This window comes from Gardnerella sp. c12Ub_1, from assembly GCF_055804375.1.
In genome coordinates this window covers 901,072-920,857 of the sequence record NZ_JANUZC010000001.1, presented here as the reverse complement: position 1 = coordinate 920,857, position 19,786 = coordinate 901,072, and the positions used below count along the sequence as shown (strand labels likewise).

10 protein-coding genes and 3 rRNA genes are annotated in these 19,786 nt (G+C 47.3%); all 13 read left to right on the top strand.

The window, feature by feature from the left end:
* Positions 1 to 80: 80 nt before the first annotated feature.
* The 13 genes from NYP65_RS03575 (at position 81) to NYP65_RS03515 (ending at position 19,777) form a co-directional block, all read left to right on the top strand.
* A 16S ribosomal RNA gene (locus NYP65_RS03575) occupies positions 81 to 1,608 on the top strand.
* Positions 1,609 to 1,983: 375 nt separating this feature from the next.
* Positions 1,984 to 5,041, top strand: a 23S ribosomal RNA gene (locus tag NYP65_RS03570).
* Between the two features lie 167 nt (positions 5,042 to 5,208).
* A 5S ribosomal RNA gene (gene rrf, locus NYP65_RS03565) occupies positions 5,209 to 5,325 on the top strand.
* The 16S, 23S and 5S rRNA genes sit together here, the layout of an rRNA operon.
* 196 nt (positions 5,326 to 5,521) lie before the next feature.
* On the top strand, positions 5,522 to 6,076 hold the full coding sequence (locus NYP65_RS03560) for a cysteine hydrolase family protein (protein ID WP_248901004.1): 555 nt from the start codon (positions 5,522 to 5,524) through the stop codon (positions 6,074 to 6,076).
* Between the two features lie 234 nt (positions 6,077 to 6,310).
* Positions 6,311 to 8,590, top strand: a complete 2,280-nt coding sequence (locus tag NYP65_RS03555) for a choice-of-anchor M domain-containing protein (protein WP_473410620.1) — start codon at positions 6,311 to 6,313, stop codon at positions 8,588 to 8,590.
* A 34-nt stretch (positions 8,591 to 8,624) separates the two neighbouring features.
* Complete coding sequence (locus NYP65_RS03550; protein ID WP_004129792.1) at positions 8,625 to 9,824, top strand: TIGR03773 family transporter-associated surface protein; 1,200 nt, start codon at positions 8,625 to 8,627, stop codon at positions 9,822 to 9,824.
* 13 nt (positions 9,825 to 9,837) lie between these two features.
* Positions 9,838 to 12,009: a choice-of-anchor M domain-containing protein gene (locus NYP65_RS03545; protein WP_473410619.1), complete on the top strand. Its 2,172-nt coding sequence runs from the start codon at positions 9,838 to 9,840 to the stop codon at positions 12,007 to 12,009.
* An 18-nt stretch (positions 12,010 to 12,027) separates the two neighbouring features.
* Positions 12,028 to 13,857, top strand: a complete 1,830-nt coding sequence (locus NYP65_RS03540; RefSeq protein ID WP_473410618.1) for an anchored repeat ABC transporter, substrate-binding protein — start codon at positions 12,028 to 12,030, stop codon at positions 13,855 to 13,857.
* A gap of 43 nt (positions 13,858 to 13,900) precedes the next feature.
* A complete protein-coding gene (locus NYP65_RS03535) occupies positions 13,901 to 14,722 on the top strand; it encodes an anchored repeat-type ABC transporter ATP-binding subunit (RefSeq protein ID WP_473410617.1) in 822 nt (273 codons plus the stop codon).
* Positions 14,722 to 15,603, top strand: coding sequence for an anchored repeat-type ABC transporter permease subunit (locus NYP65_RS03530; protein WP_004129803.1), 882 nt, complete (start codon positions 14,722 to 14,724; stop codon positions 15,601 to 15,603). The genes NYP65_RS03535 and NYP65_RS03530 overlap by 1 nt, the downstream gene beginning before the upstream one ends.
* 711 nt (positions 15,604 to 16,314) lie before the next feature.
* Complete coding sequence (locus NYP65_RS03525; protein WP_032835836.1) at positions 16,315 to 17,196, top strand: lysophospholipid acyltransferase family protein; 882 nt, start codon at positions 16,315 to 16,317, stop codon at positions 17,194 to 17,196.
* A gap of 332 nt (positions 17,197 to 17,528) precedes the next feature.
* A complete protein-coding gene (locus NYP65_RS03520) occupies positions 17,529 to 18,524 on the top strand; it encodes an NAD(P)H-dependent glycerol-3-phosphate dehydrogenase (protein ID WP_415691332.1) in 996 nt (331 codons plus the stop codon).
* Positions 18,525 to 18,631: 107 nt separating this feature from the next.
* Positions 18,632 to 19,777 carry a D-alanine--D-alanine ligase family protein gene (locus NYP65_RS03515; RefSeq protein ID WP_101889754.1) on the top strand — a complete coding sequence of 382 codons (1,146 nt, stop codon included), beginning with the start codon at positions 18,632 to 18,634 and terminating at the stop codon, positions 19,775 to 19,777.
* Positions 19,778 to 19,786: the final 9 nt, after the last annotated feature.

The window sequence follows — 19,786 nt, the reverse complement described above, 5'->3', positions numbered from 1 at the left end:
GTTGGGATGTTCTTTCCTTAAAGAATGTCTCGTCTTTTTCTTTTATATTGGAGCCTTATGTTGGCTCTTCATTGAAGTTTTTCGTGGAGGGTTCGATTCTGGCTCAGGATGAACGCTGGCGGCGTGCTTAACACATGCAAGTCGAACGGGATCTGACCAGCTTGCTGGTTGGTGAGAGTGGCGAACGGGTGAGTAATGCGTGACCAACCTGCCCCATGCTCCAGAATAGCTCTTGGAAACGGGTGGTAATGCTGGATGCTCCAACTTGACGCATGTCTTGTTGGGAAAGTGTTTAGTGGCATGGGATGGGGTCGCGTCCTATCAGCTTGTAGGCGGGGTAATGGCCCACCTAGGCTTCGACGGGTAGCCGGCCTGAGAGGGCGGACGGCCACATTGGGACTGAGATACGGCCCAGACTCCTACGGGAGGCAGCAGTGGGGAATATTGCGCAATGGGGGAAACCCTGACGCAGCGACGCCGCGTGCGGGATGAAGGCCTTCGGGTTGTAAACCGCTTTTGATTGGGAGCAAGCCTTTTGGGTGAGTGTACCTTTCGAATAAGCGCCGGCTAACTACGTGCCAGCAGCCGCGGTAATACGTAGGGCGCAAGCGTTATCCGGAATTATTGGGCGTAAAGAGCTTGTAGGCGGTTCGTCGCGTCTGGTGTGAAAGCCCATCGCTTAACGGTGGGTTTGCGCCGGGTACGGGCGGGCTAGAGTGCAGTAGGGGAGACTGGAATTCTCGGTGTAACGGTGGAATGTGTAGATATCGGGAAGAACACCAATGGCGAAGGCAGGTCTCTGGGCTGTTACTGACGCTGAGAAGCGAAAGCGTGGGGAGCGAACAGGATTAGATACCCTGGTAGTCCACGCCGTAAACGGTGGACGCTGGATGTGGGGCCCATTCCACGGGTTCTGTGTCGGAGCTAACGCGTTAAGCGTCCCGCCTGGGGAGTACGGCCGCAAGGCTAAAACTCAAAGAAATTGACGGGGGCCCGCACAAGCGGCGGAGCATGCGGATTAATTCGATGCAACGCGAAGAACCTTACCTGGGCTTGACATGTGCCTGTCGACTGCAGAGATGTGGTTTCCCTTCGGGGCAGGTTCACAGGTGGTGCATGGTCGTCGTCAGCTCGTGTCGTGAGATGTTGGGTTAAGTCCCGCAACGAGCGCAACCCTCGCCCTGTGTTGCCAGCGGGTTATGCCGGGAACTCACGGGGGACCGCCGGGGTTAACTCGGAGGAAGGTGGGGATGACGTCAGATCATCATGCCCCTTACGTCCAGGGCTTCACGCATGCTACAATGGCCGGTACAACGGGATGCGACATGGTGACATGGAGCGGATCCCTTAAAACCGGTCTCAGTTCGGATCGTAGTCTGCAACTCGACTACGTGAAGGCGGAGTCGCTAGTAATCGCGAATCAGCAACGTCGCGGTGAATGCGTTCCCGGGCCTTGTACACACCGCCCGTCAAGTCATGAAAGTGGGCAGCACCCGAAGCCGGTGGCCTAACCCTTTTGGGATGGAGCCGTCTAAGGTGAGGCTCGTGATTGGGACTAAGTCGTAACAAGGTAGCCGTACCGGAAGGTGCGGCTGGATCACCTCCTTTCTACGGAGTTTTTGTGCACGCTCAGTTGAGTGTGGTTACTGGTGTGGAAAACAATAGTTAACGTTTTTTTTGTGAGTGTGTTGGGCATGCTTTTGGGTTCCCGGATTGCCACCCCCCTTTTGTTTGGGGTTGCGGTCCTAGCCCTTGGATTACAGGTTGAGGCTTTTTGGTTTTTGGCTTGTGTTCTTGGTGTTTGGTGGTTTGAGAACTGGATAGTGGACGCGAGTAAGAATAGTGAGACTATTTTTGGTTTTGCTTGTTTTTACTTTTATCAATTTCAACCGGCTCCATTTTGGTGGAGTCGCTTGATCGTTTTGTGATCGTTTAGTGTGATGATTTATTGTCTAGAGAGTTAAGCGATAGGCTTTTTACTGGTGTATCACTGGTAAGGGCGTATGGTGGATGCCTTGGTAGACAGGACCGATGAAGGACGTGACGGGCTGCGATATGCCTCGGGGAGCTGCCGAGTGGGCTTTGATCCGAGGATTTCCGAATGGGGAGACCCGGCCACTGTTATGGGTGGTCACCACAGTTTTGTGGGGGGTACGCAGGGAAGTGAAACATCTCAGTACCTGCAGGAAAGGATACTCCGTGAGTAGTGGCGAGCGAAAGCGGATCAGGCTAAACCGAGTACGTGTGATAACCGTCAGGTGTTGCGTATTCGGGGTCGTGGGATTGACTGTTCAGCCTCTGACGGGGTTGAGGAGAGTGATAAAACATCGTGTTATGTGAATGGGATTGAATTCCCAGCCGTAGAGGGTGATGGCCCCGTAGCAGGTCGTGCGATGTCTCTTTATGTTTATTCCCAAGTAGCGCGGGCCTCGTGGAATCCCGCGTGAATCTGCCCAGACCGTTGGGTAAGCCTAAGTATTCCTGTCTGACCGATAGTGTACTAGTACCGTGAGGGAAAGGTGAAAAGCACCCCGGGAGGGGAGTGAAATAGTTCCTGAAACCGTGCGCTTACAATCCGTCGGAGCCTTCTTGTGGGGTGACGGCGTGCCTATCGAAAAATGAGTCTGCGAGTCAGTGGTATGTGGCGAGGCTAACCCGGGTGGGGGAGCCGTAGCGAAAGCGAGTTTTAAAAGGCGTTTTAGTCGCATGTCCTGGACCCGAAGCGGGATGATCTAGCCCTGAGCAGGTTGAAGCGCGGGTAAGACCGTGTGGAGGACCGAACCCACCTAGGTTGAAAACTGGGGGGATGACTTGGGGTTAGGGGTGAAAGGCCAATCAAATTCCGTGATAGCTGGTTCTCTCCGAAATGCATTTAGGTGCAGCGTCATGTTATTGCTTACAGGGGGTAGAGCTACTGGATGCTTGCGGGCCCATACCGGGTACTAATAGCAGCCAAACTCCGAATACCTGTTAGGTTTATCATGGCAGTGAGTCGGCGGGGGATAAGCTCCGTCGTCAAAAGGGAAACAGCCCTGATCGTCGTCTAAGGTCCCGAAGCGCGTGCTAAGTGGGAAAGGATGTGGAGTCGCATAGACAGCCAGGAGGTTGGCTCAGAAGCAGCCATCCTTGAAAGAGTGCGTAACAGCTCACTGGTCTAGTGGTTCCGCGCCGACAATGTAGCGGGGCTTAAGCACGCCACCGAAGACGCGACTGCGTGATTTTTTCACGCGGGGTAGGAGAGCGTCCTGTATGGGGTGAAGCGGCAGTGTGAACTTGTCGTGGACTATACGGGAGTGAGAATGCAGACATGAGTAGCGAGAGACAGGTGTGAATCCTGTCCGCTGAATGACTAAGGGTTCCGGGGCCACGTTCGTCGTCCCCGGGTGAGTCGAGTCCTAAGGCGAGGCCGACAGGCGTAGTCGAATGGATGAACGGGTTGATATTCCCGTACCGGTGTTACACCGTTCGAACTGAATCTGAGAGTACTAACCTTCGTTATTCTGGTTGATTGCCTTTCGGGGTTTTCTTCTGGTTTAGTGTTGGGAGCGTATCGGTAGTAGGTTAGCGTGGGAGTGACGCGGGTAGGTAGCCGGCTGCGGAGGTGGTTTTCCGTGGCTAAGCGTGTGGGCTGTCTCCTAGGTAAATCCGGGGGATGTTTAAGCTGAGGCGTGATGGGTAGGCCGTATGGCTGATTCCGGTGATCCTGCTTGCCGAGAAAAGCTTCAACGTGAGGTGTGATTCCGCTCGTACCCTAAACCGACACTGGTGGTCTGGTAGAGTATACCGAAGCGATCGGGCGAATCCTGGCCAAGGAACTCGGCAAATTACTCCCGTGCCTTCGGCATAAGGGAGACCCCTGATGGTGATGTTTTTTACAAGCGGAGCTGTTGGGGGTGGCACAAGCTAGGGGGTAGCGACTGTTTACCAAAAACACAGGAGCGTGCGAAGGCGTAAGCCGCTGTATACGCTCTGACGCCTGCCCGGTGCCGGAAGGTTAAGAGGATCCGTTAGCTTTGGCGAAGCGGTGAATTTAAGCCCCGGTAAACGGCGGTGGTAACTATAACCATCCTAAGGTAGCGAAATTCCTTGTCGGGTAAGTTCCGACCTGCACGAATGGCGTAACGACTTCCCCACTGTCTCGGCCAGGAGCCCGGCGAAATTGCAGTACGAGTAAAGATGCTCGTTAAGCGCAGAAGGACGAAAAGACCCCGGGACCTTTACTATACCTTGGTATTGTCGTTAGGTGTGGATCGTGTAGCATAGGCGGGAGGCTGTGAAGCGCGGGCGCTAGCTTGCGTGGAGTCAACAAGTGAAATACCGCTCTTTCCATATCTGGCGTCTAACCTCGACACGTTATCCGTGTTAGGGACAGTGCCTGGCGGGTAGTTTAACTGGGGCGGTTGCCTCCTAAAGAGTAACGGAGGCGCTCAATGGTCCGCTCAGCCCGGTTGGCAATCGGGTTTTGAGTGTAATCGCACAAGCGGGCTTGACTGTGAGACTGACGGGTCGAGCAGGGACGAAAGTCGGAGATAGTGATCCGGTGCCGGCGTACGGACGTGGCATCGCTCAACGGATAAAAGGTACCCCGGGGATAACAGGCTGATCATTCCCAAGAGTCCATATCGACGGGATGGTTTGGCACCTCGATGTCGGCTCGTCGCATCCTGGGGCTGGAGCAGGTCCCAAGGGTTCGGCTGTTCGCCGATTAAAGCGGCACGCGAGCTGGGTTCAGAACGTCGTGAGACAGTTTGGTCTCTATCCTCTGCGCTCGTTGGAATGTTGAGGAGACCTGCCCATAGTACGAGAGGACCTGGGTGGACGAACCTCTGGTATGCCGGTCGTCACGCCAGTGGCGCTGCCGGTTAGCTACGTTTGGAAGGGATAACCGCTGAAAGCATCTAAGCGGGAAGCCTGCTCCAAGATTAGCATTCCTTGCACTTTGTGTGTGAGCCCCCATGTAGAACACGTGGTTGATAGGCTGGATGTGGAAGCCCTGTAAGGGGTGGAGCTGACCAGTACTAATGGGCGATTGTGATACTACTTGTATTGCTTATCGTTTAATTCTCTTAACATTAGGGAGTGTTAAGCGATCATGATTATGGTTAAGTTGTTGATTTTGATGATTGTTTCTTCTGTTTGCTCGCGTTCATGTCCGGTTCCCAAACCGCCAGCTTGCCACTCGCTTAATGCGAGTGTATAATCTAGTTTTGCGGTGGTCATGGCTCAGGTGAGACGCCCGGTCCCATTCCGAACCCGGAAGCTAAGGCCTGACACGGTGAGGGTACTGCACTCGATAGGGTGTGGGAGACTAACACGCTGCCGCATTATTCTTTCTAGCGGGGAGTTTCGACTCCCCGCTTTTTTATTTTCCGCGTTTTGTTCCTGATTCTGCGGTTTAGAGCAACAAAAAGCGAAAAGCTGCCATAGTGCGATTGTATCAAAACATGTTAGTGTAAAGAATCTTGTTAGTCTAAAGAGTAATGTGTAAGTGTAGCTTTAACACAATTAAACGGAAGTATGTATGAAAAAGGCTCTTATCAACATTGATTACACGAATGATTTCGTTGCAAGTGACGGCTCGCTTACAGTAGGAGAACCTGCGCAAAAGCTTGAGAAGCGTATTACTGAGATTTCGCAGGAATTTCTTGACGCTGGAGAGTTCGTGGTTTTTGCAATCGACACGCATCATCTAAACGACCCGTATCATCCAGAAACTAAGCTTTTCCCACCTCACAATATTGCTGGAACTCATGGTCAGGAGCTCTATGGAACTCTTGGTGATTTTTATGAGGCAAATAAAGATAAAAGCAACGTGTATTACATTCATAAAACTCGCTACTCTTCGTTTAATGGCACGGATTTGCTGATTAAGCTGCGCGAACGTCATATTGAGGAGCTGCATTTGGTGGGAGTTTGCACGGATATTTGCTTACTCCACACTGCTGTTGATGCGTATAATCTTGGCTTCAAGATTGTGGTTCACAAAGATGCAGTTGCAAGCTTTGATCCACAAGGTCACGAGTGGGCTTTGCGTCACTTTAAGACTTGTCTTAATGCAGATATTGTAGAAGGCTGAGAATTTTAGCTACAAACTATTTAAATAATTAATAAATAGTTATTAAAAATAATCGACGCTGGTTGCTTTGAGCTGCCAGCGTTTTTGTTTATTCGGAGTGTCGACTTGACTATTAATGAGAATCATTATTATTATTGATAGACGTTGTAAAGATGTCTTCCATAGTCATTCGTGAAAGAAGAGCGCGAATAGGCGAAATAGAGAAGATGAAGTGTAGAGAGCGAAATAATAATTATGACTAAGGTCATTAGGAATATTGTGAAACGTGCTTTTGCAATGGCAAGTGTTGCAATACTTGCCATTGCCGTGCTCGCATCAGGATTTAGTGCAGCTTTACCGGCAGTTGCATTAGAAAATAGTAATCCTGGTGAAAAATACGATCCTACAAAAAAGGAAGTGCTAAGTCACGGCCATACGGACGTATTTTACCCAATTCAATACAATGGTAAGTTCATTATGGCCGTCGAAAAAGACGGTGCCACTTTCTTAAAGCCTGAAAACACTACTTTGCACGTAGCAAAAAACACGTATACTACAAAATCGCAGCTTCCTGCGCTCGCTACTGAATACTACTATCTCGATAGCTCCGGAAATCAAAAAGGAAATCCTCTCTTCCCGGGTTGGGACACAGGTTATGCTGCAACTTTAGTTGGCGCACCTCACGCAGATGACGCAACAGCAGATATTGCAATTCAGCAAGTTACTGGACCAATGAACGGGCGCATTCTGCTTTGGACTACCGATGGTGCTGGTAAAAATTCGAAGAAATTATCGTTTGAAGAGAACGATTTAGACGACGAACCTGATACTCATGGCAGTCGATTTATGCTACCTGGCGTAATTCACCAACATACTGCTGGCCACGTGCATGCAAACTGGGGATTTACGCAGCCTGGCGTTTACAAACTAAAAGTAGCAGCAACTATTACAAATAAGAACACTAAGAAGCAGATCACAACCGAACCTGCAGAATACACTTTTGAAGTAGAAGATACATATTCAGGCGAAGTACCTGCTTCTGGCATTACGGAAACGCTTGATTTGCACCGTCGCGGTGATTTTATTAATCCTGACGATGATGAAGAAGCGCACGAAGCTTCCAAAGATCATAAAGACACGGATAAAGACGATGGCGGCGATATGCGCATCGGCAATATTCGTGATTCCGGACCTCATCCGCATTATCATTCATACGAAGGTTATGGTGGTTTAGACTTAAAAGTAGTTAACAAACCAAAGGGCGCTCGTATTGAGTGGAGATATGTGCGTGCTGACGAAGGTCCTGACGCGTATGGAACCACTCTTTTTGCTGAGAGATTGCAGCTTCCAGCTGAGCCTGCAATGAACAAGATGAAAGTGTATGCTCACGCAACTGAAGGTGAAACGCAAGTTGGAAAAGATACTGCGTCTGCAACCATCGCCGTTGAAGATCACGGTGCTGACGGACATCCTGTAGTAAAAGCAATTGCTCCTTATAAGCGTTTCAAACCAGGGGATACTTTACACGCGAAAACATTATTGCTTAACCCTCATGTTGCAACCGACGGTGTTACCGGTGCGCCAATTGACGATCCGACAAGTCCAGTAACTTCCATTGTTAAAGATTATGTTTGGTTGATAAAAAAGGAAGGAGAAAGCGAATTTAAGCGCATTCCTGGTGCCGTGAACAGCAAGTTGGAGCTAAAACTTGATGCGTCAATGCAAGGTGCAACGATTCGTCCTTCCTTAGTTTTAAAGAACGGTGAACTTTACCGCAATAAAATGTTTGATGAGTTTTGCGATTATGTTATTGAGATGAAGGGCGTTCCTCACTCTCATAACAATGATGGCGATGATAATCAAAGCGGTTCTGATTCTGAAGATGATGAGAACCCTCACGGGAAAAAGCACCATGAGAAGCGTCATAATAAGCGCAAAAATAAGACTAAGCATTTTGTTGGTGGAAAGAACTTTTTGAAAGGTGTATTCGGCGGCACTGCAAATTCGGGACTATTTGGATCTAGTTCTAATGGTGGATTCCAATTCGAATCTAATTTCTTTAAGAAATCCAACAGAAAATTCAAGCGCACAAAGAAGAATCGCAATAAGATTAACCGCACTAATCGTAAGAATAATTCTAAAAATAATACGCAAAGTGGTGCTAGTTCTGATTCTAGTTCTTTTACAAGAACAGAAAATTCAAGCGGAACTCATACTAAGAACAAGAGCTCTAAGAAAAGTGGACAGACTATTCGTAATTTCGTAAGAACAGATAATAATTCTGGCAATAAGTCTAAAAATAGTTCTGTCAATAACTCTGATTTTGTTAAGAATACTGAACGTCATGCTTTGCAAGGTGCAAGGCAATACAACGAAGAATCTGATGAAGCGTATGAAGATGATTCAGATGATACAAAAGGTGATGGTTCCTCGACTAAGTGGGTTGCGGTTGCAGCTTCAGGTGCGAGCGTCGGCTTATGCACAATAACTGGCGCATGCGGAGCATTGATACGTTCTAAATTGAAATTGTTGTAAATAATATTCGTATTATTACTAGAAAGTTTAAATAATGAATTACAAACAAAATGAAACATTGCAAGTAAAACGAAAGCATGTATATTCTACTGCGTTGCTTGCACTCATATTTTCTTTAGTAACTTTGGTTGCATCTTTATGTGTACCAAATCCAATGCAGGAAACTGCTTATGCTAATGAAGGCAATCAGCCAGTTATGATTCAAGCAGGTCATGCTGATTTTGGACCAACGCTAATCGACGGCAAATGGAAATTGAAGATTCGCGATGATACTGGTGACGAACCAGTGTGGCGAGACCCAGAAAATGTGGTATTTAAATTAGGTAGCAATTCAATAATTCCTATGCCTGATGATGCTGCCTACAGTTTTATTGGCGAAAAGCCTGGAACCAAGCTTTACGTAATTCCACAAACTCAAAATCCTGATGTGCCGTGGCTTGGTTGGAATACGCAGGAAGGTGGCGTGCTTAACGAGCTCGATCGCGGTGCAAACCTTTCTCTTGAAGGAGTAAGCGGTCCGGGTAAACTGCATGTTTACTTAGAAAATGGCAACAACAATCCACAGCAACTTTGGGATAGTACTAAAGGATATCCGCAAAACAGCTGGATTGAAGCCAACGCTCATACTCACGTGAATTGGGTGTTTTCTAAGCCTGGAATTTATCATGTGAAGCTTACTTTTTCAGGAAAGCTTAAAAATGGACGCGCAGTAAGCGATACGCGTGTTCTTAATTTTGCGGTTGGAGATAATACCGATCCTAATGCTGCTTTAGGTGCGAGTGCTGCTGGAGCAAGTGGCAACGAGGGCGATGAAGAGGGTCAAGATGAAGAAGATAACGATGAATCCGAAAAAGATGAAGCTAATCATCATCACGAACTCCTTCACAACAAGCATAAGCATTCTCACAAAGTATCTGAAAAAAGTGACGATACAGCTTTAGTTCTTCAAATCGTAGGTATTTTCGTGGCTATTATTGCCGTAATTATTGTGATTTTTGTACTAATAGCTGTAGTTAAAAGCAAGAAAGCACGAAATCTTGCGCTTGCTAAGCAAGTTTCTGCACAAGCTAATCAACAGTATGCAAATAATGCAAATTCTGTGAATAATGCAAATGGTGACAATACTTTGTCAAATCTAGTGAGTGATCAAGAAACGACAATAATGTCACCAATTAATAATTCTCAATATTCTCAATCAGACAATATGCAATCTGATGGTACTCAGTGGAAATAATGGTGTGACGAAAATGGTTCGTAATAGTATAAAGAAATTATCTCGCGCTTTGTTGGTGGGCGTGTGCTTGTGTGGCATGATGATGGGAACTCCCACGGCTTTTGCTGACAATGGTAGTGACGCAACTGTTGTAAGCGGAAAGAAATCTTCTAAAGATTTTGCCGAAATAAAGAAAGCTAATTTTGAAGCGTGTGCCGCTGCTCGCTTAGATAAAACTGCTTCGCAACCTGCGGCTGATAGTAAAGCTACAATATGCCACGCGTATAAAGGTCATACTGACGTTTTTGCAACTTTCTTTGATGTTACAAGCAAGCGCATGGTATTAGGTACCTTGGGCGATGCGTTTGAAAGTGAAGATCATAATGGCACTCGGTATGATACGAATCGACTTATTTTTGAAGTCGGCTCTAAAAATATCATGCAGTTTTCCAAAGATGAGAACGATCCGATAATAAAAGAAATCTACGCAACAACTCGCGAAGGTGTAGTCTGGTTCTTTGATCAATCTGGAGCTGGAAATACTGGTGCATTATGGCCTGGTTTAGATACTAGACCGTTATATGAGGGAGCTGGTTCTACAAAAATTAATCCAACAGTCAAACTGTCATTAACTGGTATCGAAGCACCCCACAACGGCGAAGTTTTTATGTACAGTCGCAGCGGTGACGATTATGAGAAAATGCTCGGCTCTGCTGAAAACTGGCCGAAAGATGTTGACATTACTGATGATGGTGGTAGTGGAAAGCATTCGCACATGTATTGGTCTTTTAACCGTCCTGGTGTGTACAAGCTAAAAATGAAGGCTACTACTACCGTTGGTGACGAGGAGCAAAGTTCTGAGCAAGTCTATACATTCCACGTCACTAATCATGATGTAACAGCTGGGGATTTTGCTGATTATGATGGCGCATCTTTTGACGGTGGCGAAGACGACGAAGAAGATTCAGATGATAATGATGATTCTCAAAGTGAGGATCACAGCATTAATGTGCAACAAAGTAACGGATCTTTCTTCATTAATGGTAACAACAACACTGTGTATGTGACTCCATGGCCTGGAGCAAAAATGCAACAACAAGGACTTCTTGGAAGTAATAACGGTGTTCTTATTAATGGGGAACATAACGCTAAAAACGGAAAGCAAGTTTCTCAAAGTCAGCAATCTGCTGTGACAAAGTTCAAAGACATCAAGGGCGACAAACTTGTTATAGATCATGGTCACGTTGATATTGCTGTATATACTGGCGATTCAAATAAAGTTGATATGGCTGTGCAAGAAGATGTGACAGGAAGCCACGTCTTTAGAGACCCGGATACAGTTGTATTCGCAGTTGGTGATGCTGGTAAAACTAACGGCGTGTATCGTATACCGCAAACACAAATTGATGGTGTGCCATGGATGGGTTGGAATAATCAGTCTATGAATCCGCATAAGCCAACTCAATTGAGCCTAACAGGAGTTGAAGGTCCTGGAAATGTACGTGTCTGGATGTTTGGCGGCTTGGGCGGTGGAGATCAAGAGATTTTCTCCACTCAAGGAGCAACAGATTATACGATACCTGCAAATACGCATGCTCATGCGAATTGGGATTTCGACGAACCGGGATATTACACATTGCAATTCCAAGCTTCTGACGGGAATTCTACAGTAACTCGCAATATTCATGTTGCTGTCGGTGTAGATCCACAAGAAACACCAATGGGGTATGCTGACGGCGGCGAAGGTAATGAAAGAAAGGATACACAAGGCAAAAAGTTTGATCCTTCTGCACCTTATAATCCACCAAAACCTGCTAATTTGCCTCGTTCCGGCGGAAATAATGGCGGCCATGGAATAGGTGCCGTTGGTGGTGGAAATTCTTTTGTTGGTGGTCGTGGTTTTGGATCAAATAATTCACACTCTGGAAAACAATTGCCAAGAAAAGCTAAAAAGCATAAAGGTCTTGTTTCAAAAATTAGTAACAAGAGACTTGCTAAAAGTTTGTACCGACAGAAGTTGAACGATAATGACGATGTTGTGAAGTCTGAAGCAAAAGGTGTAACAGGATTATTTAAGCGAAATCCTTCACTTGCTTATTCGCTTCTTGCTGGTGGAATTATTGCTGTGCTTGGCGTTTTGGGTGCAGGAATTTGGTATCTACACAAGCGTGGACTTGTTAGCTTCAACTGGTTGTTGCGCTATTAGTAGTAGGAGTGTGTAAGGGTGATTCGTAAGCCCAAAAAAGTAAAGCAAACTTTGTTCTCTTCGCTTGCTGCAATTGCAGCCGTTGCGCTTATTTTGCCGCTTTCTGCTTGTGGTAGTGCTAATGGGAATCGTGCAGTACATCGCGATGGTCGCATTAATGTAGTTACAACTACAGGCGTTTTGCGAGATATGGTTGCGAATGTGGCAGGAGACGCGGCAAATGTGAGCGCGATTGTGCCAGACAACGCGGATCCACATTCGTACGAGCCGCGTTTGCGCTCAATTAGAGATGTTGTGTACGCGGATGTAGCTTTTAGCAACTACATGATGCTGGAAGAACACGGCGTAATTACAGCTTTAGATGTGAATTTGCGAAAAGGTGTGCCAAATGTGCAACTTGCGGAAGAAAGTGTTAAGCACGCGGCAGATATTATTCCGATGATAGAAGACGTGTCTTTAGACACGATTTGGCTAGGGCTTGCTACAGAACGCATGGCTGCGCAGCCGAGCGAGGAAGCGCATAGCGCGCAAGGCGCTACAAGTGAAAATACGCAAAAGCGTGCGGAAGAATCGCCCTCGGCGGCGGCTGGTGGACTAGCTTCGCTAAACAATCTCAATAAAACAAAAACAAATTCAAAACAAGCTAGCCAACTAGAAAAGTCAGGTCAATCTTCACAATCAAACGCGCCATCTACCGCAACAAAAGAAGGTCGCGCAACTGTAATAAAGCCAAACGCATACAGCATGAAAAGGTCCGACAGAATACGCTTAACAGCAACAAAAGTAAAAGGGCCTGGCGCGCTATTTGCATATTTGACTGGCACTTTTGGAAGCGTAGAAACATACTTTAACAGCGCAAACGGAATAAGCGCAAACGACCACGTAGACTTGCCAGCAGACGCGCACACGCATTTAAGCTGGGCATTTAGCAAGCCAGGCGAATACACACTTGACTTGCACGCCGACATGCTAAACGCGCAAAACGAGGTAGTTTCTAGCCTTGGAAACACCAAAATGCGATTTGCTGTAGGCGTAAACGCGCAAAAAATAGCCAAAAAGCGTGGAGCTAGCGTAGTGCTGAACAAAGGTCATGCAGATTTAGCTTACGACTTAGCAAAACGCGGATTTGTGTACCGCGTAGATACTTTGCAAGAAAAACGCTCCGCTGCGCCAAAACGCGTGTATTATGCGCCGCGCGATGTTGTTGTAGAAGTTCCGACTAACGCGCTAAAAGAGATACCAGCCGAGCAGGGATACAGGTTTTTGGGAGCTGCAAGGCAGAAGATTTATCAGCTGCCGCAAGCAGTTTTAGGAAAGCACGTTCACGGAGATATTGACCCGCATTTGTGGCAATCTGTAAAAAATGGCATAGCATACGTGCGAACAATCGCAGATCGCCTTTGCGAAGTGGACCCTAAAAATGCTCGTAAATATCGCGAAAATGCGGACCGATACATTAACAAGTTGTTAGATGTAGACGCGTATATGCGGAAAAAATTGGCGTCAATACCAAAAGAGAAGCGCAATTTGGTTACAACGCACGACGCTTTTGCGTACTTGGGTAAGACTTACGGCGTGAATATTGCAGGATTTGTAACGATTAATCCTTCGAGCGAGCCGAGTGTGCAAGATAGGCGTAGATTGCAGCAGATTTTGCGCGATTTAGAGATTCCAGCTGTGTTTTTGGAGCCGAATTTGATCTCGCGTTCGTCTGTGCTTAAAGAGCTTGCGGCGCAAGCGCACGTAAAAGTTTGCCCGATTTATGGAGACGCTTTCGATTCTAAAGTGCGAACTTATGCGGATATGATGCGAGCGAATGCGGATTCTTTAGCAAAGTGTTTGAAGTGAGATTTAAGTGAGATTGATGTTGGATTTAAGTTGGATTTAAGCGATGAGGATTGACGAGGGAAATATGGACGCAAGTATGGACGCGAATACTGTTATAAACGCGCAAAACTTAAGCGTAAGTTACGGCAGCCGCACTGTTGTAAAAGACGTTTCGTTTACGATTAAAAGTGGCGAATTTGTGGGGCTTCTTGGCGCAAATGGAGCTGGGAAAACAACGCTTTTCCGCGCGATTATGGGGCTAATACCGCATTCTGGAAAGCTGGAAGTACACGCTAATAAAAGCAGTGAATCTTCGATTAATCCGCGAGTAAGCAACGTTGGATACGTGCCGCAACGCCACGATATTGCGTGGGATTTCCCACTTTCCGTACTAGACGTAGTAATGATGGGACGCATTCGTCATATTGGCTACGTTCGTCGTGCAAAAACAGAGGACTACGAGATAGCACTCGCTTCTCTTGAGCGCACAGGAATGGCGGATTTTAGAGATCGCACAATCGGCGAGCTTTCGGGTGGTCAAAGGCAGCGCGTACTCGTTGCGCGCGCTCTTGCTGGGCAGCCGCGATTGCTTCTTTTAGATGAGCCATTTACAGGCTTAGACATGCCCACTCAAGAGCTGCTCACAAGTCTTTTTTTGGATTTAGCAAAGTCGGGAGAAGCCATTTTGATGAGCTCGCACGACATTATTGGCTCAATTAACTCATGCTCGAGAATAATGCTATTTGATGGCACTATTGTGGGCGACGATGAGCCGCAAAATTTGCAAACAGAACAGTGGGTACGAACCTTCCACGTAGCTCCGCAAAATCCACTAATCAAAGCAGTTGAGCGCGTTATGGCGCATGAAAGTGTGGTAGAAAAATAATGCTATCTCCAATCGACTTTATACAAGACCTTACAAACCCAGACCTTTGGTTCTTACTAAAAGCACTTATAGTGGCGTGCCTTTCTAGCGTAATATGCGGAGTTGTAGGATGCTACGTAGTGCTGCGCGGAATGGCGTTTATTGGAGACGCAGTAGCGCACTCCGTTTTTCCAGGACTTGCAATCGCGTTTGTGTTGCAAGGAAACTTGCTGTTTGGCGGCGCGCTCGCAGGAGTTGCAACCGCGCTAATCGTATCAATCTTTAGCCAAAATCGTAGGCTTCGCGAAGACTCGTTTATAGGCGTATTTTTTGTGTCTGCCTTTGCGCTGGGAATCGTAGTAATATCAAAAGCTTCTGGCTATGCAGGATCCCTAGAATCGTTCCTATTTGGCTCCATTACGGGAATCCCAGACTCCGACATCGCTGTAGTAGCAATAACAGGACTAATAATCGTAACGCTTTTAATGATGTTCCACAAAGAGCTAGTATGCGTTTCGATGGACCGAGAAACAAGCCGCGCAATGGGCTTGCCAGTAGCGTGGTTGGATGGAATGCTATACGTTTTAGTTGCTATTGCTGTAGTAGTATCTGTGCAAATAATTGGAAACGTGCTTGTTTTAGCGCTTTTGATTACGCCTGCGGCGACTGCGCGATTGCTTACTGACCGACTTGGAAAGATGATGATTTTAGCGCCTGCTATTGGGTGCGCTTCTTCGATTCTTGGAATGTACTTGTCTTGGAGTTTAGACACTGCCACTGGCGGAACAATCGTTTTGGTTGCGACTTTTATGTTTGTTCTAGCGTGGGTGTGCTCGCCTAAACACGGGTTGGTAGCGAGGATTGTGCCAAAACTACGATCAGTCGTTGCACGATTTGACTGAGCTTGAAATTGCATAATGCATTTCAAGCTCCTTCAAAGCGCTGAGCCGCTCAAGGCAGAAGCATTGCTTCTGCGCGGCGAAGACGTGAGCGCGGCTAATCCGCGCGAGCGATTTTCTCTATTTGCTGTTGCGCGAGGTTTGAGTATTTCTCTCCTCGCAGGCGCGCCAACCTGCCTTCGAGCTTAGAGCGTAGCGCGAGAAGGCAATTTGGCGCGCTGAGCCGCTCAAACGTAAAGTCCAGTGGACTTTACGTGCGGTGAAGACGTTCGCGCGCTTAGACCGCGCGAACGAAACACTTTTGCGTATGGTTTATGAACGTTAATATTCTAAGGTTTTAGGTTTTAGTACGGCGCTATTTATTGCTCGTAGAGAAATACATCAAACCTTCTGGATATCTAGGACTTTTGCGTGGCTTTTATCACCGAGATTCTCGATTTTTCTTGCTGCTTCAGCGAATCACCATCGGAGGACTGCGAATCGACTTGCATGAGCGCTTAAAGCGTAGCGCGCGAATGCACTTCGATTCGCTGAGCCGCTCAAACGTAAAGTCCAGTGGACTTTACGTGCGGCGAAGACGTTCGCGCGCTTAGACCGCGCGAACGAAACGCTTCATCCGCTGCGAAAAATCTCGAATCTCTACAGCACCTGGCGTAATCATGTAGTGTGCTTATGGAAGATTTTGCGGTTTATAGTTTGCGGCACAATAGACGTATGGTATCTAAAGGAAAACCTTCGCCTAGAAGCGCAGTTAAGCCGCTCAGCGATGAGCAAGTAGAACGCTTAGCGCGCGCACACAAGTTAGTTGACCCTACTTATTACTACCCAACGGGCGCGCGGACGCCAAATACGGCAGAAATCAACGCGCAAAATCCAAAGGCAACCGAACGATTGCTTGAAGGAACATCTCGCGTGCTTAGATCTCGTTGCAAAGTGCGCGCATGGGGATTAGAGAATGTGCCAGAAGAAGGCGTGTTTATAACCGCTTGCACGCACGTTACAATGTTCGACGTTTTTGTGCCAATGACTTCTCTATTCCACCAAGGCCGCCGTCCGCGATACATGGCAAAAGCAGAGCTTGCGAATTGGCCAATCATGGGAAAATGGTTCCAGCTTGTTGGCATGCAACCAGTTCCGCGCAGAAGCGGAAAAGCGCGCGAAATCGAAGAAGAATCGATTAAAATCCTAACAAATGGCAGGCCGCTTAGCGTATGGCCAGAAGGAACAGTTACGCGCGACCCTCAAAAATGGCCTATGAGCATGAAGCCAGGAATCGGCATTATTGCGCTCGAAGCATCGCGCAGACTTGGGCATCAAATTCCGCTATTTTGCGCTGTTACGTGGGGTGCTGCAAGCATTAATCATTGGTGGCCGTGGCCAAAGAAAAACGTTGTAATGTGCTACGATGCGCGTCTTGATTATTCGGATCTTCTTGAAGATATGGAGCATTGGGGCGATTTGCCGCCTATGGAGTCTGCTGCAGAGCTGGCTCGTCGCGTACGCGTGCGCATGACGGAAATTATGGAAGAGATTCGCGGCGAAAAATCGCCAGCTGGATACTTCGATTACAAGCTTATGAAAAGAGTTAAAGAATAGCGATTGTAAATTTGTGATTCGATAAGCGATAAGTCGTTGATAAGTCGTTAGCAAATCGTTGATAAATCAGTGATAAGTTATTAGAAAATCGTAAGCAAATCACTAATAAATCACTAATAAATCACTAATAAAGTCTTCACAAAATGCCCGTAAAGCGCACTGTGTAGAATTATGTAATAGTGTGATTAAAAGTTGACTAAGTTGACTACAAATTAACTAAGTTTGCTACGAGTTGACTAAGTTGACTATAACTTGACTAGTTGTAAATCGCTACAAATGGCTTACGACCAAAGTAGTTTACAAACTCATAAATCGAAAGGCTAGGCGTAAACATGAACGTTACGGTGTTGGGTGCTGGAGCTTGGGGTACGGCGTTTGGGCAGGTGCTTGCAGACGCGGGAAATCAAGTGACAATGTGGGCTATAGAGCCGCAAATTGTTGAAGGCATTCGTAGCAATCACCGCAACGAAGTTAGGCTGCCAATCGTAGAGCGTTTGCCAGAAAACATTACAGCTACGGGGGATCGCGCAGAAGCTGTAGCAAACGCAGACATTGTAGTAGTTGCGATTGCAGCACAGTTTGCGCGCGTTGCGCTAGAAGAATTTGCTGGCAAAATTCCGCAAAATGCGATTGTTGTTTCGCTTATGAAAGGCATTGAGCGCACAACAGGCAAGCGCATGGACGAGGTTGTGTGCGAAGCTTTGAACTTGCCGCGTAACCGTTTTGCAGCGCTATCTGGGCCAAACTTAAGCAAAGAAGTGGCACTAAGGCAGCATGCGGCGGCGGTTGTTGCGTGCGAGAATCGCGCAAATGCCGAAGTGGTTGCAAAAGCTTGCTCAAACAGCTACTTTAAGGCGTTTGTTTCAACAGATGTGATTGGCGTAGAAATGTGCGGATCGCTTAAAAACGTGGTTGCGCTCGCAGTTGGCATGGCTCGAGGAGCAGGATACGGCGAAAATACGGCTGCGATGATTGAAACGCGCGGTCTTGCAGAGTTGACGGCATTGGGCGTTGCGGAAGGCGCGGGTTCTCGCACTTTTGCAGGACTTGCAGGCTTTGGCGATTTAGTGGCAACTTGCGGATCTCCTCTAAGCCGCAACTACACTTTTGGATCAAATCTTGGAAAAGGCATGAGCGTTGAAGAAGCAACCGCTGTGAGTAATGGCGTTGCGGAAGGCGTTCCAACTACTAGCGCTGTTGTGGCAATGGGCAAGCGTTTGGGAGTTGCAACTCCGCTTGCAAGCGCAATGGCTCGCGTGCTAGAAGAAGGAATCTCTTGCCAAGAGATGCTTGCAATGCTTTTTGATAACGATGTTTGCGAGGAGTAGTGAAGCGCGAAAGCCGTGTGTAAGTCGCAAGCGTATAAGCGTGTAAATCGCAAGCAAAAATAATAATCAAAGATAACTAAAATAATTCAAAATATAAAAGGAAAAAAATGACTAAAAAGCGTGTAGTGTTCTTGTACGGCGGTAAAGCAGACGAACATTCGATTTCTTGCATATCGGCTGCTGGAGTGCTCAGTGCTGTAGACGAAAGTCGATTTGAAATCGTGCGCATTGCAATCACAAAGCAAGGCGAGTGGATTGTTGGCGGCGAAGATCCGCGAAACTTCCACATGGAGCAAGGCGAGCTGCCAGTAATCACAAAAACCGCAGAAACGCGCGATGTTGTGCTAGACCCAGCAAAGGGCGCCGACGGATTTTTGGTGCGAGAGGCGGATGGCACGCTTGCAAGCTTAGGTCATATTGACGCTGTTTTCCCAGTTCTTCACGGGCCAAACGGTGAAGATGGCACTTTGCAAGGCTTGCTAGAAATGATGCAAGTTCCGTACGTTGGTTGCGGAGTTTTGGCCTCAGCTGCGTGCATGGATAAATACTACGCAAAGCAGCTTTTTAAGGCTGCGGGAATTGCTGTGGCTCCTGGAATCGCACTGGACGCGCGCACGTTTGCAAGCGACGCGGCAAATCGCTTCGGCGCGTATGCAAACGAAATTCTTGAGCAAGTTGAAGAAGCAAAACTAGAGTATCCGCTTTTTGTAAAGCCAAGCCGTGCAGGGTCTAGTTTTGGAGTTACAAAAATAGAAACGCGCGATGCTAAGGCCTTAGCAGATGCCGTTTATGAGGCCTCAAAGCACGATTGGCGAGTGCTAGTAGAGCAGGGAATTGATGCGCGAGAAATTGAGTGCGCTGTTCTTGCGGCACGCGATGGTGAAGAGCCAAAAGCCAGCTGGCCTGGAGAGGTTGTGCTCGACAAGCGCCAGGCTGGCGAAGACCAGTTCTACGATTTTGACAGCAAATATATGGATTCTGCAGCTTCGCACGTTGAAGTTCCAGCAGATTTGCCAGAAGAGACTTTGCAACGCGTTCGCAAAACGGCGCTCGCAGCATTTAAGGCGGCAGACGGCAGAGGACTAAGTCGCGTGGATTCTTTTGTGACTAAAGACGGTCGCGTAATCCTTAACGAGATCAACACAATGCCTGGATTTACGCCAATTTCCATGTATCCAAAAGCTTGGGAAGCAACGGGAATAAGCTACAGCGATTTAATCACAAAGCTTATTGAAGGCGTTATTTTAGACTAGTCGGAGGTA